This is a genomic window from Serratia sp. SCBI (assembly GCF_000747565.1).
Classification (GTDB): Bacteria; Pseudomonadota; Gammaproteobacteria; order Enterobacterales; family Enterobacteriaceae; genus Serratia; species Serratia ureilytica.
In genome coordinates this window covers 2,156,575-2,170,414 of record NZ_CP003424.1, presented here as the reverse complement: position 1 = coordinate 2,170,414, position 13,840 = coordinate 2,156,575, and the positions used below count along the sequence as shown (strand labels likewise).

The window sequence follows — 13,840 nt, the reverse complement described above, 5'->3', positions numbered from 1 at the left end:
TACGCCCCCATCGCCCGCTTTTTGTTCTCGCCCGTCAAAATCGATGCTTTGTTACCCATTGCCGTAACAAGCCGTTGTAAAACAGGGAAAAATAAACAATTGGTTACAGGGTAACTGCTTCCACTACTGGGAATTTTCCCATATACTGGATAAATTAACAGTTTACCAGTCGGAATCGCAACAGCATGACCGCGGAAGGACACCTTATATTCTCTGTCGCTTGCGCGATCTTCGCCAAGAAGGCGGAAGTGACGCCAGAGCTGGCTACCGGCGACTGGTGGCACATCATACCCGCCGCGCTGCTGACCTCACTGCTGCCGGACATCGATCACCCCAAGTCGGTGCTGGGCCAGCGTCTGCGCTGGATCGCCATTCCCATCGCCCGCGCCTTCGGCCACCGCGGTTTCACCCACAGCCTGCTGGCGATCGCCGGCGGCATGGTGCTGTTTCAGCTTGATGTGCCGCGCAGTTGGCCGATCCCGGCCGACGCGCTGCACGCCATGATCATCGGTTACTTCAGCCATCTGCTGGCCGACATGCTCACCCCCGCCGGTGTGCCGCTGCTGTGGCCGTGCCGCTGGCGTTTTCGCCTGCCGCTGCTCAACTCGCAAAAAGGCAATCAGTTGGAGCGCGTGCTGTGCCTCTGCCTGGTGGCGTTTGCCATCTGCTGGCAAGGTGATTTCACCCTCCCGGTGCAATCCTACGTAGAGCAAATCAGAAATATTAGACTCTGATCACAAAAAATCGCTCAACTCATCACCCATGCGTATATAAAACGAACAAAATCACACAAAAAGCTATATTAAATTCCATTTGGATATAAGTGAGCCCCTCAGCAAACTGTTACGATATTTACATCGCGACACACCTAATGGTGCGTAGTCGTTTTTATATAAGAAAGATTATTGGAGATATTGGGGATGAATCTTCCGCTCGTGATTAACGTGCTGGTGTTTGTCGCGCTCCTTTTGCTGCTGGCGCAAACCCGCCACAAGCAATGGAGCCTGGCGAAAAAAGTGCTGGTCGGCCTGGTGGTCGGCGTGGTGTTCGGTCTGGGGCTGCAGCTGGTGTACGGCGCCGACAACCCGGTACTGAAAGAATCCATCAGTTGGTTCAACATTGTCGGCAACGGCTATGTGCAACTGCTGCAAATGATCGTCATGCCGCTGGTCTTCGCCTCTATCCTGAGCGCGGTCGCCAAATTGCATAACGCCTCTTCGCTGGGCAAAATCAGCGTTCTGACTATCGGCACATTGCTGTTCACCACGCTGATCTCGGCGCTGGTGGGCGTGCTGGTCACCAACCTGTTCGGCCTGACCGCCGAAGGCCTGGTGCAGGGGGCGCAGGAAAGCGCGCGCCTGACGGCGATCCAGACCAACTACGTGGGTAAACTGGCCGATCTGACCGTGCCGCAGATGGTGCTGTCGTTCATCCCGAAAAACCCGTTCGCCGATCTGACCGGCGCCAGCCCGACCTCGATCATCAGCGTGGTGATTTTCGCCACCTTCCTCGGCGTGGCGGCGCTGCAGCTGCTGAAAGACGACAAGCCGAAAGGCGAGCGCGTGCTGGTGGCTATCGATACCCTGCAGGCCTGGGTGATGAAGCTGGTGCGTCTGGTCATGAAGCTGACGCCGTACGGCGTGCTGGCGCTGATGACCAAAGTGGTCGCCGGCTCCAACATTCACGACATCGTCAAGCTCGGCAGCTTCGTGGTGGCCTCCTACATCGGCCTGGCCATCATGTTCGTGGTACATGCCATCCTGCTGGCCTTCACCGGCGTGAACCCGCTGAAGTTCTTCCGCAAGGTGTGGCCGGTAATCACCTTCGCCTTCACCAGCCGCTCGAGCGCCGCCAGCATTCCATTGAACGTGGAAGCGCAGACTCGCCGCCTGGGCGTGCCGGAATCCATCGCCAGCTTCTCGGCGTCGTTCGGTGCCACCATCGGCCAGAACGGCTGTGCGGGCCTCTACCCGGCGATGCTGGCGGTGATGGTTGCGCCGACCGTCGGCATCAACCCGCTGGATCCGGTGTGGATCGCCACCCTGGTCGGCATCGTCACCCTCAGCTCCGCCGGTGTGGCGGGCGTGGGCGGCGGCGCCACCTTCGCCGCGCTGATCGTGCTGCCGGCGATGGGCCTGCCGGTGACGCTGGTCGCGCTGCTGATCTCGGTCGAACCGCTGATCGACATGGGCCGTACCGCGCTGAACGTCAACGGTTCCATGGCGGCGGGCACCATCACCAGCCAACTGATGAAGCAAACCGACAAAGCCGTGATGGACAGCGAAGACGAAGTCGAATTGGCTCACCGTTAACGCCTTCCGCGAACGAAAAAACCGGGGATGATCCCCGGTTTTTTTATGCCCTGCGTTCGGTCGTTACGGCCGCTCGCCGTTCGCCAGCCGCCGGTTGATATCAGCGATCACACCCGGCAATTGCGCCAGCGTATCTATCACATAGTGCGCGCCCGCCGCGTACAGCTTATCGGCGGCGGCCGTGCGACGGCGCTCGATCTCCCCTTGCGGCATTTGGCGATACTCCTGCCAGGTCGCGCCAAACTCGTTGCCGGACAGCGCCAGCCCAACGCTCCACATCCCGGCGTTCAGCCCTTCGGCAATGCCAGGCACCGCGTCATCCACCTTCACGCAATGCGCCACCGCATCGATGCCCAGCGCAATCACGTTTTGCAACGCCATCCACGGCCCCGGTCGCCCGCCGGCCGCGAGATCGTCGGTGGCGACCCAGTAATCCGGCGCGTAGCCGCGCTGCGCTGCGGCAGGCGCCAGCACCGCCATCACCGCGCGCGGATAACCGGAGCAGGAGCCGATTTTGATGCCCTGTTCACGCAGAGCGGCAATCACCTGCGGCACGCCCTCGATGGGATCGGCGAAGTCGACCACTTTGGCGATTTGCAGCGGCATAAACGCTTGATACAGCGCGTCGATATCCTGGTGGCTCATCGAGCGGCCCAGCTTCTGCCGCCAGCGCGCGTCAACCGCCGGCAACTTGCCCAGCGCCTCAATGTGTTGCCATTTGCCGAGCCCCATCGGAATGCGCGCTTCCGCCAGGCTGATGTCGATATCGAAAGTGCGTTTGAACGCCTCGACGAAAATCTGCGTCGGCGCAAAGGAGCCGAAGTCCACCGTGGTGCCGGCCCAGTCGAGGATCACTGCCTTGATCTGTTTCATGGTCAATCCTTATTGATTCCAGTACATCGCCTGCCCGACGGCCGCCAGCAAACGTTCGATATCCTGCGGATAAATTTCGCCGATGTTGCCGATGCGGAAGCAGTCGCTCTGCGACACTTTGCCGGGATAAATCACGAAGCCCTGCTGCTTCAGGCGCTGATAAAACTCGGCGAAGCGGTAAGTGTCGGCCTTCGGCGAATAGAACGCCGTGATGATCGGCGAATGCAGCGCATCGTCCAGCAGGGTCTCAAAGCCCAGTTCACGCATGCCCGCCACCAACCGACGCTGATTGGCGTGATAGCGGTCGTGACGCGCGGCAATGCCGCCCTCTTGTTCCAGCTCTTTCAGCGCCTGCGCGAAGGCCAGCACGGTGTGAGTGGGCGACGTAAAGCGCCATTTGCCGGCCTGGTCTTCCATACAGCGCCACTGGGCATACAAATCCAGCGACAGCGAGCGCGAACGGCCGGCGCATTTCTCCAGTTCGCTGCGGCGGGCGATGACGAAAGCAAAGCCCGGCACGCCCTGAATGCATTTGTTGGCGGAGCTGATCAGAAAATCGATGCCCAGCGCGTCCACATCCAGCGGGATGCCGCCGAAGCTGCTCATCGCATCGACGATAAAGGTCTTGCCGTTGCGCGCCGCCAGACCGGCGACCTTCTGCAGCGGGTTGAGCATGCCGGTGGTGGTTTCGCAGTGCACCATGGCGATATGGCTGATGCGCGCATCGCTTTTCAGCACTGCCTCCATCGCCGCCACGTCCGGTTCGTTCACCTCGCCGCAGTCGAACGCGTGGTGGTCGATATCCATCAGCCGCGCCATTTCGATCATCCGCGCCCCGTAGGCACCGTTGTTGACGATCAGCAGCTTGTCGTGCGGGCCGATGACCGTGCCCAGCACGCCCTCTACCGCAAAGCTGCCGCTGCCCTGCAACAGCACCGAGGTATAGCCGGCGGACGGCGTCGCCAGCGCCACCAACCGTTGGCGAATGCGCTGCACTACGCCGAGGTTGTAATCTTCATCCCAGGTGCAGCTGTCATACAGCATCGCCTCTTTCACCGTTTTCGACGTGGTCAACGGGCCGGGGGTCAACAGCAGGTAGTTACGGTCGGACATGTTATTCACCTATTGGTCTATACCAGATTGCACTGATTGTGGCGGCAAATTCCTTCCCAGGTCAAACGGCAAAGCGCGGTGAAACAAAAAAATTCATCTGGCTATGTATAATAAGCGGGCCGGAATGCCAGGCCGATGCCATAGCGAGATGAAATGAAAGAACATCCGGGCGATATGCCCCACTATCTGCAGATCAAGGATCAGCTTCAGGCGCGCATCACCCGCGGCGCGCTGCAGGCCGGCGACAAGCTGCCTTCGGAGCGAGAGCTGTGCGCCATCTTCTCCACCACCCGCGTCACTATCCGCGAGAGCCTGGCGCAGTTGGAAGCCACCGGCGCCATCTACCGCGCCGATCGTCGCGGCTGGTTCGTCACGCCGGAGCGGCTGTGGCTGGATCCGACGCAAAACACCAACTTCCACCGTCTCTGTCAGGAGCAAGGGCGCACGCCACGCACCGCGCTGCTGTCCGGCGAAAAAACCACGGTGCCGCTCGACGTGATGCAGCCACTGGCGCTCGAACCGTTCGATCAGGTGTATCTGCTGCGCCGGGTGCGCTATGCCGACGGCCGCGCCATCTGCTATTGCGAGAACCACTGCCTGCCGCAACGGGTGCCGGAACTGCTCACCCACGATCTCAACGGCAGCCTGACCGAGGTTTATCAGCAGCATTACGATTTGATTTACAGCAACATGCACCTGTCTTTCTACCCGACCGCCCTGCCTTATCGCGCCGCCAACGCGCTGGGTGCCATGGTCGGCCTGCCCGCGTTGCTGCTGCGCCGCTTGAATTACGATCAGCACGGCCGCATTCTCGATTTCGATATCGAATACTGGCGCCACGACAGCCTGCGCATCGAAGTCGATACGCTTTAACCCCCTGCCCAACGGGGCCTGCGCACGCAGGCCCGCCTTTCTCTCCCGCGTCGTCCTCCCCGTTCCCGGCAATGATATTTTGCTGATTTCATTTGTTTGTCATATTCGCCGATTAGCGTGGCCGCATATCTGGTGTATACCAGTTTCGCATTAACCCGTAACAGTGAGGCTGAAGCTATGAAACTTTCTCGACTGGTCGTGATGACCGCCATCGCACTCGGCTCCGCGCCGCTCTGGGCCGCCGAGGCGGTGGTGACCGTCTACTCCGCCGATGGTCTGCACGACGGCGATCACAGCTGGTATCAAACGCAGTTCGACGCCTTCACCCAGGCGACCGGCGTCAAGGTGCAGTACGTCGAAGGCGGCTCCGGCGCCATCGTGGAACGCCTGTCGAAAGAGCGCAGCAACCCGCAGGCCGACGTGCTCGTGACGCTGCCGCCGTTCATTCAACGCGCGGCGGCGGAAAAACTGCTGCAGGACTTTACCCCGCAGGCTGCCGCGCAAATCGCCGATGCGCAGCCACAGTTCGTGCCGCTGGTGAACAACTACCTGAGCTTCATCTATAACGCCAAACTGCTGCCGCAGGCGCCCGCCAGCTACCAACAGCTGCTGGACGCGCAGTTCCGCAATAAGCTGCAGTACTCCACGCCGGGCCAGGCGGGCGACGGCACTGCGGTGATGCTGCAGGCGTTCCACAGCTTCGGCGGCAAAGACGCCGGTTTCGACTACCTCGGCAAACTGCAAAGCAACAACGTCGGCCCTTCCGCCTCCACCGGCAAGCTGACCGCGCTGGTCAATAAAGGGGAGCTGCTGGTGGCCAACGGCGATCTGCAGATGAACCTGGCGCAGATGCGCAGCAACCCGAACGTGAAGGTGTTCTGGCCGGCCGGGCCGGACGGCAAGCGCAGCACGCTGGTGCTGCCTTACTACATCGGCCTGGTGCAAGGCGCGCCGCAAAGCGCCAATGGCAAAAAGCTGATCGATTTCCTGCTGAGCAAAGAGGCGCAGAGCAGCGTCAGCGCCATTTCCTACGGCATGCCGGTGCGTAAAGACGTGACCCCGACCGACGATAACTTCAGGCAGTCGCAGGCTGCGCTGCAGGGCGTGGATATCTGGGCGCCGGACTGGAATCAGGTGGTGAGCAGCCTGTCCGCCGACATTTCCCGCTGGCACAAGGTGACAGAATGACGCTGACCATGCCTTCTCTTCTCGCTTCCCGCGCTGAGGCGCGGGATAACAGCCGGGACATCGCCGGGCCGTCGGGCATTCAGCTCGACCGCGTCAGCGTGTCGTACCGCGGCACCGAAGTGCTGAAACCCCTGACGCTCACCATCGCGCCCGGCGAAGTGCTGGCGCTGATCGGCCCCTCCGGCTCGGGCAAAACCACCGTACTGCGAGCGATTGCCGGTTTCGTGCAGCCGTCCGCCGGACGCATCGCCATCGGCGATATCGATGTCACCGACGTGCCGCCCTATGAACGCGGCCTGGGCATGGTGGTGCAGAACTATGCGCTGTTTCCGCATATGCGCGTCGAAGACAATGTGGCGTTCGGCCTGCGCGCGCAGGGCAAGCCGCGCGGCCTGACCGCCGAGCGCGTCGAAGAAGCGTTGGCCATCGTCGGCATGTCCGCCTACGCCAGGCGCTATCCCAGCCAGCTTTCCGGCGGCCAGCAACAGCGGGTGGCGATCGCCCGCGCCATTGCGGTGCGCCCCAAAGTGCTGTTGCTGGATGAACCGCTGTCGGCGCTGGACGCGCAAATCCGCCACAGCATGGTGGAAGAGATCGCCCGCCTGCACCGCGAGCTGCCGCATCTGACCATCCTGTACGTCACCCACGATCAGGGCGAAGCGCTGACGCTGGCGGACAAGATCGGCATCATGCGCGACGGCCACCTGATCGCCCACGGCGAAACCCGCGCGTTGTACCACCATCCGACGAACCGCTTCGCCGCCGAGTTTCTCGGCCGCGCCAACCTGCTGCCGGCCACCGCGCTGGAGACCACCACCGGGCAAGGCATGACCACCGTCAGCTGCGCCGGCAAAGTGATCGGCTGTTTCACCTACGGCGCACAACGCGGCTTCGACAAGCTGCTGTGCATCCGGCCGCAGCATATTGCGCTCGATGCCGACGCTCAGCGCAGCAACTGCCTTATCGGCACGCTGCGCGATATTCATTGGCAGGGTGAACTGACGCACCTGCAGTTCGACGCGCAAGGCCACCCGCTGCGCGTGGTCACCACCCATCGCAGCCGGATGCCGCAGATCGGCGAACGGGTGCCGCTCTATTTCGCCCCCGACGATGCGGTACTGATCGAGGACTGACATGACCGACTCTACGCTTATTCGCCCGGCCCAGCGGCTGCGTTTGCCGCGCCGCCTGTGGATCCTGTTGCCGCTGCTGGCGCTGGCGACGCTGTTTTTCTACCCGCTGGCGTTGATCGTCAAACAGGCGTTTACCGACGACCAAGGGCTGTTCAGCGCCGCTGCGCTGCAGCAGGCGTTCGAATCACGCCGCTTTGTCGGCGCCCTTCTCAACACGCTGCAGATCGCGCTGCTGGCGACGCTGGGCTGCCTGGTGCTCGGCACCCTGCTGTCGCTGCTGCTGGTGTTCACGCCGTTCCCCGGCAGCCGTCTGATCGCCCGGGTGATCGATACCTTTATCGCCATGCCGACCTTCCTCATCACGCTGGCCTTCACGTTCATCTACGGTTCCGCCGGCCTGCTGAACGGCACGCTGATGGCGACTTTTGGTTTCACCCTGCCGCCGGTGGATTTTCTTTACTCCATCTGGGGGGTGATCCTGGCGGAAATCACCGTGTTTACCCCGCTGGTGATGCGCCCGCTGATGGCGGCGCTGTCGCAGATCGACCGCAGCCAGCTCGAGGCCGCCAGCATCCTCGGCGCCCGGCCGGGACGGGTGGTACGCCAGGTGATTTTACCGGCCGCGCTGCCGGCCTTGCTGGCCGGCGGCAGCCTGTGTTTGTTGTTGACCACCAATGAGTTCGGCATCGTGCTGTTTATCGGCGCCAAGGGCGTCACCACGCTGCCGATGATGGTCTACGCCAAAGCGATTTTGGAATCGGACTACGCCGTCGCCTGCGCGATCGCCGTCGTGAATATCGCGCTGTCGCTCGGGCTGTTCTCCCTTTACCGCTACGCCGCGGCGCGCGCCGGGCTGAGGAACTGACGATGTTGATTTGGTCTCGCACCGGACGCACCCTGACCTGCACACTGGCGGTCACGCTGTTCGCCCTGTTCTTCTGCCTGCCGCTGGCGGTGATCCTGATGTCCAGCCTCAGTGAACAGTGGAGCGGCGTGCTGCCGAGCGGCTTCACCCTCAGCCACTTCCGCCAGGCGTTCAGCGGCGCCTCCTGGGACGCGCTGATCGCCAGTCTGGCTATCGGTTTCAGCGCCAGCCTGTTCGCGTTGTTGTGCGGCACCTGGGCGGCGTTGGCGCTGCGCCACGTGCCTGAACGCGGCCGACGGCTGCTGGGCACGCTGTTTTTCATTCCCAGCGCGGTGCCTTCGGTCTCTATCGGTTTGGGGATGCTGGTGGCGTTCAGCCAAGGGCCGCTGCAGATGAACGGCACCTTCCTGATCGTGCCCGCCGCCCACTTCGTGCTGATTTCCGCCTTTACCTTCGGCAACGTCATGGCCGGGCTGACCCGGCTGCCTGACGACTACGAGAACGTCGCCGCCAGCCTGGGCGCTTCGCCGCTGTTTCGCCTGCGCCACGTCACCCTGCCGATGATCGCCCCCTACATGATCTCCGCCTTCGCGCTCAGCCTGTCGCTGTCGATGGGGGAGCTGGGCGCGACCATGATGATCTACCCGCCGAGCTGGGCGACGCTGCCGGTCACGATCTTCAGCCTGACCGATCGCGGCAGCATCGCCAATGGCGCAACGCTGACCATGATCCTGGTGGCGGCCACGCTGTTGCTGATGTTGGTGCTGGAGCGGATTTCTCAGCGGCTGACGCCCGGCGCGAAATAACAGCAAGGCGCCGTCATGGCGGCGCCTTGTTCATCGAAACGCAGGTCAGAACGGGTAGTCGTGATAGCCCTGCTGTTCAGAAATGCGTCGGGCGGCGACGTGCAGCAATGCCACATACGCCTCCCGCGCCGCTTCGGAAAAGCGCAGCGTCGGGAAAGAGATGCTCAGCCCGGCGATCGCCACCCCGAACCTGTCAAAGACCGGTACCGCGATGCAGCGGATCCCCGCTTCTTGCTCTTCGGCATCTTCGCCGTATCCCTGCGCACGCACCCGATCCAGCACCGGCAACAGTTCGGCGGCGCTGGTCAGGGTATGCTCGGTGCTGCGGGTAAATTCAATCTGCGACAGGATCTGCGCTACCTCATCCCGCTCGCGCCAGGCCAGCAGCACCTTGCCGATGGCGGTGCTGTGCAGCGGGTTGCGGCGGCCGATGCGCGAATACATGCGCAGGTTGTACATCGCGTCGATCTTGTGGATGTAGACGATGCCATCCTCGTCCAGGGCGCCGAGGTGGATGGTTTCACGGGTATGATTCGACAGCTCGCGCATCTGCACGTCGGCGCTACGGATCAGATCGACGTTCTGCAACGATTTGGCGCCCAGTTCGAACAGCTTGAGCGTCAGCGCATACTTTTCCGTCTCGCCCTCCTGTGAAACGTAACCCAGCGCTTTCATGGTCTGCAGAAACCGGTAGACGGTGCTTTTAGACATCATCACCCGCTGGGACAGTTCGGTAATGCCGATCTCGCGCTCATCGCCGAGCGCCTGCAAAATGCCGAACACTTTCATCACGGATGAGACGGCATCCGGTTGCTTGTCTGAATCTGCGTTAGCCATGGCGAATACCCTACTTAACGGTTTTGTTTCAGGAAATTTAAACAAGGGTTTCAGTATAATCGGAACAGATCGCGACGCGCAACGCAGCTGAAGGCTAAGCGATTGAAGCCAAATGAATAACCGCCTGCCGCTCACCGCCGTTTACAATTAAGCGGACAAGGGGCATGCAATCGCAGGCGAATATGATTAGCATGATAATACTCTCCTGAATAAATACCGCTGAGACCTGCATGCGTCCTTGTTCCGACGGCCTCCCCGTCCCGCAACGCTATGGGGCGATCCTCGCCATCGCCCTCGGCATTACCGTATCCGTGCTCGACGGCGCGATAGCCAACGTGGCGCTGCCCACCATCGCGCGCGATCTCAACGCCAGTCCGGCCAGTTCCATCTGGGTGGTTAACGCCTATCAACTGGCGATCACCGTCTCTTTGCTGTCGCTGGCGTCGCTCGGCGATCTGGTCGGCTATCGCCGCATCTATCAGGCTGGATTGCTGGTGTTCAGCATCACCTCACTGTTCTGCGCCCTGTCCGACTCGCTGCTCACCCTGACCATCGCCCGCGTGCTGCAGGGCTTTGGCGCCGCCGCCATCATGAGCGTCAACACCGCGCTGATCCGCATCATCTACCCGCAGCGTTTTCTCGGCCGCGGCATGGGCATCAACTCGCTGATCGTCGCCTGCTCCTCGGCGGCCGGGCCGACGGTGGCGGCCGCTATCCTGTCGGTCGCGTCCTGGCAATGGCTGTTCGCCATCAACCTGCCGATCGGCATCGTCGCGCTGCTGCTGGGGATGAAATTCCTGCCGGCCAACGGCCAAAAAAGCGATAACCGCCGTTTCGATCCCACCAGCGCCGTGCTGAATGCGCTGACCTTCGGCCTGCTGATCACCGCCATCAGCGGCTTCGCCCAGGGCCAGAGCCTGACGCTGATCTTCAGCGAGATCGCCGCGCTGCTGGCGATTGGCGCGCTGTTCGTGCGCCGCCAGCTGCGCCAGGAATTTCCGTTGCTGCCGGTCGATCTGCTGCGCATTCCGATCTTCGCCCTGTCGATGGGCACCTCAATCTGCTCGTTTGCCGCGCAAATGCTGGCGATGGTGTCGCTGCCGTTCTTCTTGCAAAGCGCATTGGGCCGCGACGAGGTGGCGACCGGGCTGCTGCTGACGCCGTGGCCGCTGGCGATCGTGGTGATGGCCCCGATCGCCGGCCGGTTGGTGGAACGCGTGCATGCCGACCTGCTGGGGTGCATCGGGCTGGCGGTGTTCGCGCTCGGGCTGTTCTCGCTGGCGCTGCTGCCCGCGGCGCCGTCGAATATGGACATCATCTGGCGCATGGTGCTGTGCGGCGCCGGTTTCGGCCTGTTTCAGTCGCCCAACAACCACACCATCATCTCCGCCGCGCCACGCAACCGCAGCGGCGGCGCCAGCGGCATGCTGGGCACTGCCCGTCTGCTGGGACAAACCTCGGGAGCCGCCCTGGTGGCGCTGATGTTCAACCTGTTCCCAGCCTCCGGCACCCACGCTTCACTGATCCTGGCTGGGGTGTTCGCCACCCTGGCGGCGGCCGTCAGCAGCCTGCGCATCACTCAACCGACGACGCAAACGGCGCAGCCCAGCCGTGAGGTGAAATAGCGCACATAAAAGAGCCGAGCCCTCATCGATTGTAAAACCGACGGGGCCAGCACTGGCGGCCGGGCCGCGTCGGGTGCGGTGCCGGGAGCATGGCAGGCCAGGCGTCAGTCGCCGCACCTCAACGGGCTGCGGCCTTGTCGTAAACAGGCTAAATAGGCGTCGTCATCCGGATACCAGCCAACAAGGCGTTGGCCGTCGTTATCCATCCCCTCGAAGGCCTTCAGCAGGCCGGGGGCGAACATGCGCTTTATCAGATCTTCGGATTGCGCGCTGTCGATGCGGCAGTCGCAGCGCGTCTCTCCGTCAACCTGAACGAAGTTCTGCAACGAAGCGAGACATCGCGCGTCGAGATCGCCATGAACATGGATAAACTCCCCGTTTCTACCAGGGTGAGCGCGGTAAGGTCTCCCCCCACCACGAACGCGCCGTCGTTTCCTGAGCTGCAATAGGCATGGCGTATGCGGACATCGTCACGCACGATCAGCCCGCCCCAGCAAATCAGCGTATCCGCCTGCAGCCGCCCCAGCACGACAATGCCGCCGTCCTCTCGCTGCGGTGACACCGCCAGGCATCCCTCCACGATCACATCGCCGTCCACGATCAGGTAATCGTAATCGTGGCCGTCGTGCTCGTCGGGGAAAAACGCCGGCTGGCGCAGATCGCCTGAATGCCAGCGAATAACCGGCGGTTCATCATCGTCATCATGCCGGTTCAACAATTCCGCAACCGCATCGGCGACACCGCCAGCCAATGCGGCCAGGCGCGCCGACACCTCATCACCGTTGAGTAAGGGAAGGTGGTTGATTTTCATAGGGCCTCAGGGACAAATGTCATTGTGCCAAAGCATATAACATGCGCTTCCAAAGCCAAACAGGCGGTCGTGACCGGGCCCGATGCGGCTTGCCCTCTCACCGGGTGATCTGGCACCGCGCCTGCCCAGGCTGAGAGGCCGAAAGACGCGGTTTGCAGGTGGGCTTCAGCGACTTCGGGCGCTGCTGCACGGCATTAACGCCCGCAAACTTTGGTGAAGCGCTCACCCCATTCATTGCCGAATTTCATTGCTGAATCCGTCGCCGCCGCTGAAATAGCGGTTCAGGCATGCCATAAAAAAACCCCGGCAAGCCGGGGTTTTTCATTTCATTCAGCCGATTACTTCAGGTACTGACCGGTGCGCAGCGCTTCGATGCGCTTGTCGAGCGGCGGGTGCGACATGAACAGCTCGCTGAACGACTTGGATTTGCCGTTGATGCAGAACGCCATCATGCTGCCCGCTTCCTGCGGTTCATAGCTGGTTTTCAGACGCTGCAAGGCGGCGATCATCTTCTCGCGGCCCACCAGTTTGGCGGAACCGGCGTCGGCATAGAATTCGCGGTGACGCGAGAACCACATGGTGATGATGCTCGCCAGGATGCCGAACACCAGTTCCAGCACCATCGACACGGCGAAGTAAATCATCGGGTTGCCGTTGCCTTCCCCTTCACCGTCGCGGTTACCCAGGAAGCCGGCGGCAACCTGTGCGATCAGGCGCGAAATGAAGATGACGAAGGTGTTCACGATCCCCTGGATCAGGGTCATGGTCACCATATCGCCGTTGGCGACGTGGCTGATTTCGTGCGCGATAACCGCTTCCGCTTCGTCGCGGCTCATGCTCTGCAGCAGGCCGGTGCTGACGGCGACCAGCGAAGCGTCGCGCCGTGCGCCGGTGGCGAAGGCGTTGATGTCCGGCGCGTGGTAGATAGCGACCTGCGGCATGGCGATGCCCGCCTGCTGCGATTGACGGCGCACCGTTTCCAGCAGCCAGTTTTCGGTTTCGTTACGCGGCTGTTCAATCACTTCCCCGCCCACGGAGCGCAGCGCCATCCATTTGGACATCAGCAACGACACGAAAGCGCCGCCGAAGCCGAACAGACCGGCCATGATCATCAGGCCCTGAACGCTACTGGATTGGATTCCTGTCAGGCTGAGCACCAGCCCGAAAACCAACATCACCGCCAGGTTGGTGAGCAGGAACAGAGCTATACGCATCATAAAATGTTTACTTCCTCATAAATGTTAACAAAACACTGTCCAGATACCCTGGATCGTATGGGCATTCGTCACAGTTTCAAGAGTTGCGCGCCATTAACCTACTAAAAATACGAAACTTTACAAAAACGACGCGCGACCGGGATTTGGCAAATTGTAAACGATTGTTGCGCAAGGCGGAGGGATTTTG

The 13,840-nt window shown here is 61.7% G+C and carries 14 protein-coding genes; 8 read left to right on the top strand and 6 right to left on the bottom strand.

Features of this window, described 5'->3' with window-relative positions; translation table 11 throughout:
- Positions 1 to 185: 185 nt before the first annotated feature.
- Both SERRSCBI_RS10165 and SERRSCBI_RS10160 read left to right on the top strand, forming a co-directional pair.
- The gene (locus SERRSCBI_RS10165) at positions 186 to 734 is read left to right on the top strand and encodes a metal-dependent hydrolase (protein WP_042784339.1); all 549 of its coding nucleotides are present in this window, start codon (positions 186 to 188) and stop codon (positions 732 to 734) included.
- Between the two features lie 186 nt (positions 735 to 920).
- On the top strand, positions 921 to 2,312 hold the full coding sequence (locus tag SERRSCBI_RS10160) for an L-cystine transporter (protein WP_033652470.1): 1,392 nt from the start codon (positions 921 to 923) through the stop codon (positions 2,310 to 2,312).
- Positions 2,313 to 2,375: 63 nt separating this feature from the next.
- On the opposite strand, the gene phnX is transcribed toward SERRSCBI_RS10160, so the two are convergent.
- Entirely contained in the window at positions 2,376 to 3,185 is an 810-nt protein-coding gene (gene phnX, locus SERRSCBI_RS10155; protein WP_042784338.1) for a phosphonoacetaldehyde hydrolase, read from the bottom strand.
- Between the two features lie 9 nt (positions 3,186 to 3,194).
- A complete protein-coding gene (phnW, locus tag SERRSCBI_RS10150; protein ID WP_033652472.1) occupies positions 3,195 to 4,298 on the bottom strand; it encodes a 2-aminoethylphosphonate--pyruvate transaminase in 1,104 nt (367 codons plus the stop codon).
- 153 nt (positions 4,299 to 4,451) lie between these two features.
- On the opposite strand from phnW, the gene phnR reads away from it, so the two are divergent.
- The 5 genes from phnR (at position 4,452) to SERRSCBI_RS10125 (ending at position 9,163) form a co-directional block, all read left to right on the top strand.
- Complete coding sequence (gene phnR, locus SERRSCBI_RS10145; RefSeq protein WP_033652473.1) at positions 4,452 to 5,171, top strand: phosphonate utilization transcriptional regulator PhnR; 720 nt, start codon at positions 4,452 to 4,454, stop codon at positions 5,169 to 5,171.
- 177 nt (positions 5,172 to 5,348) lie between these two features.
- Positions 5,349 to 6,359: a 2-aminoethylphosphonate ABC transporter substrate-binding protein gene (locus SERRSCBI_RS10140; RefSeq protein ID WP_033652475.1), complete on the top strand. Its 1,011-nt coding sequence runs from the start codon at positions 5,349 to 5,351 to the stop codon at positions 6,357 to 6,359.
- An 8-nt stretch (positions 6,360 to 6,367) separates the two neighbouring features.
- Positions 6,368 to 7,492 carry a 2-aminoethylphosphonate ABC transport system ATP-binding subunit PhnT gene (phnT, locus tag SERRSCBI_RS10135; protein WP_049866717.1) on the top strand — a complete coding sequence of 375 codons (1,125 nt, stop codon included), beginning with the start codon at positions 6,368 to 6,370 and terminating at the stop codon, positions 7,490 to 7,492.
- A 1-nt stretch (position 7,493) separates the two neighbouring features.
- On the top strand, positions 7,494 to 8,357 hold the full coding sequence (gene phnU / locus SERRSCBI_RS10130) for a 2-aminoethylphosphonate ABC transporter permease subunit (RefSeq protein ID WP_042784336.1): 864 nt from the start codon (positions 7,494 to 7,496) through the stop codon (positions 8,355 to 8,357).
- 2 nt (positions 8,358 to 8,359) lie between these two features.
- Complete coding sequence (locus SERRSCBI_RS10125) at positions 8,360 to 9,163, top strand: ABC transporter permease (protein WP_042784335.1); 804 nt, start codon at positions 8,360 to 8,362, stop codon at positions 9,161 to 9,163.
- 45 nt (positions 9,164 to 9,208) lie between these two features.
- On the opposite strand, the gene kdgR is transcribed toward SERRSCBI_RS10125, so the two are convergent.
- A complete protein-coding gene (gene kdgR / locus SERRSCBI_RS10120; RefSeq protein WP_042784333.1) occupies positions 9,209 to 10,000 on the bottom strand; it encodes a DNA-binding transcriptional regulator KdgR in 792 nt (263 codons plus the stop codon).
- A gap of 230 nt (positions 10,001 to 10,230) precedes the next feature.
- On the opposite strand from kdgR, the gene SERRSCBI_RS10115 reads away from it, so the two are divergent.
- Complete coding sequence (locus SERRSCBI_RS10115; protein ID WP_042784332.1) at positions 10,231 to 11,625, top strand: MFS transporter; 1,395 nt, start codon at positions 10,231 to 10,233, stop codon at positions 11,623 to 11,625.
- A 104-nt stretch (positions 11,626 to 11,729) separates the two neighbouring features.
- Here the strand turns inward: SERRSCBI_RS10115 and SERRSCBI_RS25065 are convergent, their stop codons facing one another.
- From SERRSCBI_RS25065 to htpX, 3 genes are all read right to left on the bottom strand, one after another.
- Entirely contained in the window at positions 11,730 to 11,867 is a 138-nt protein-coding gene (locus tag SERRSCBI_RS25065) for a hypothetical protein (RefSeq protein ID WP_232230764.1), read from the bottom strand.
- A gap of 8 nt (positions 11,868 to 11,875) precedes the next feature.
- Positions 11,876 to 12,436, bottom strand: a complete 561-nt coding sequence (locus tag SERRSCBI_RS10110) for a hypothetical protein (RefSeq protein ID WP_232230763.1) — start codon at positions 12,434 to 12,436, stop codon at positions 11,876 to 11,878.
- Between the two features lie 338 nt (positions 12,437 to 12,774).
- Positions 12,775 to 13,653: a protease HtpX gene (gene htpX / locus SERRSCBI_RS10105; protein WP_033652481.1), complete on the bottom strand. Its 879-nt coding sequence runs from the start codon at positions 13,651 to 13,653 to the stop codon at positions 12,775 to 12,777.
- Positions 13,654 to 13,840: the final 187 nt, after the last annotated feature.

Bases quoted from the DNA above. Each gene is read 5' to 3' on its own strand.
- SERRSCBI_RS10165 (WP_042784339.1), top strand. From the start codon at position 186: ATGACCGCGGAAGGACACCTTATATTCTCTGTCGCTTGCGCGATCTTC.
- SERRSCBI_RS10160 (WP_033652470.1), top strand. From the start codon at position 921: ATGAATCTTCCGCTCGTGATTAACGTGCTGGTGTTTGTCGCGCTCCTT.
- phnX (WP_042784338.1), bottom strand. From the start codon at position 3,185: ATGAAACAGATCAAGGCAGTGATCCTCGACTGGGCCGGCACCACGGTG.
- phnW (WP_033652472.1), bottom strand. From the start codon at position 4,298: ATGTCCGACCGTAACTACCTGCTGTTGACCCCCGGCCCGTTGACCACG.
- phnR (WP_033652473.1), top strand. From the start codon at position 4,452: ATGAAAGAACATCCGGGCGATATGCCCCACTATCTGCAGATCAAGGAT.
- SERRSCBI_RS10140 (WP_033652475.1), top strand. From the start codon at position 5,349: ATGAAACTTTCTCGACTGGTCGTGATGACCGCCATCGCACTCGGCTCC.
- phnT (WP_049866717.1), top strand. From the start codon at position 6,368: ATGCCTTCTCTTCTCGCTTCCCGCGCTGAGGCGCGGGATAACAGCCGG.
- phnU (WP_042784336.1), top strand. From the start codon at position 7,494: ATGACCGACTCTACGCTTATTCGCCCGGCCCAGCGGCTGCGTTTGCCG.
- SERRSCBI_RS10125 (WP_042784335.1), top strand. From the start codon at position 8,360: ATGTTGATTTGGTCTCGCACCGGACGCACCCTGACCTGCACACTGGCG.
- kdgR (WP_042784333.1), bottom strand. From the start codon at position 10,000: ATGGCTAACGCAGATTCAGACAAGCAACCGGATGCCGTCTCATCCGTG.
- SERRSCBI_RS10115 (WP_042784332.1), top strand. From the start codon at position 10,231: ATGCGTCCTTGTTCCGACGGCCTCCCCGTCCCGCAACGCTATGGGGCG.
- SERRSCBI_RS25065 (WP_232230764.1), bottom strand. From the start codon at position 11,867: ATGTTCGCCCCCGGCCTGCTGAAGGCCTTCGAGGGGATGGATAACGAC.
- SERRSCBI_RS10110 (WP_232230763.1), bottom strand. From the start codon at position 12,436: ATGAAAATCAACCACCTTCCCTTACTCAACGGTGATGAGGTGTCGGCG.
- htpX (WP_033652481.1), bottom strand. From the start codon at position 13,653: ATGATGCGTATAGCTCTGTTCCTGCTCACCAACCTGGCGGTGATGTTG.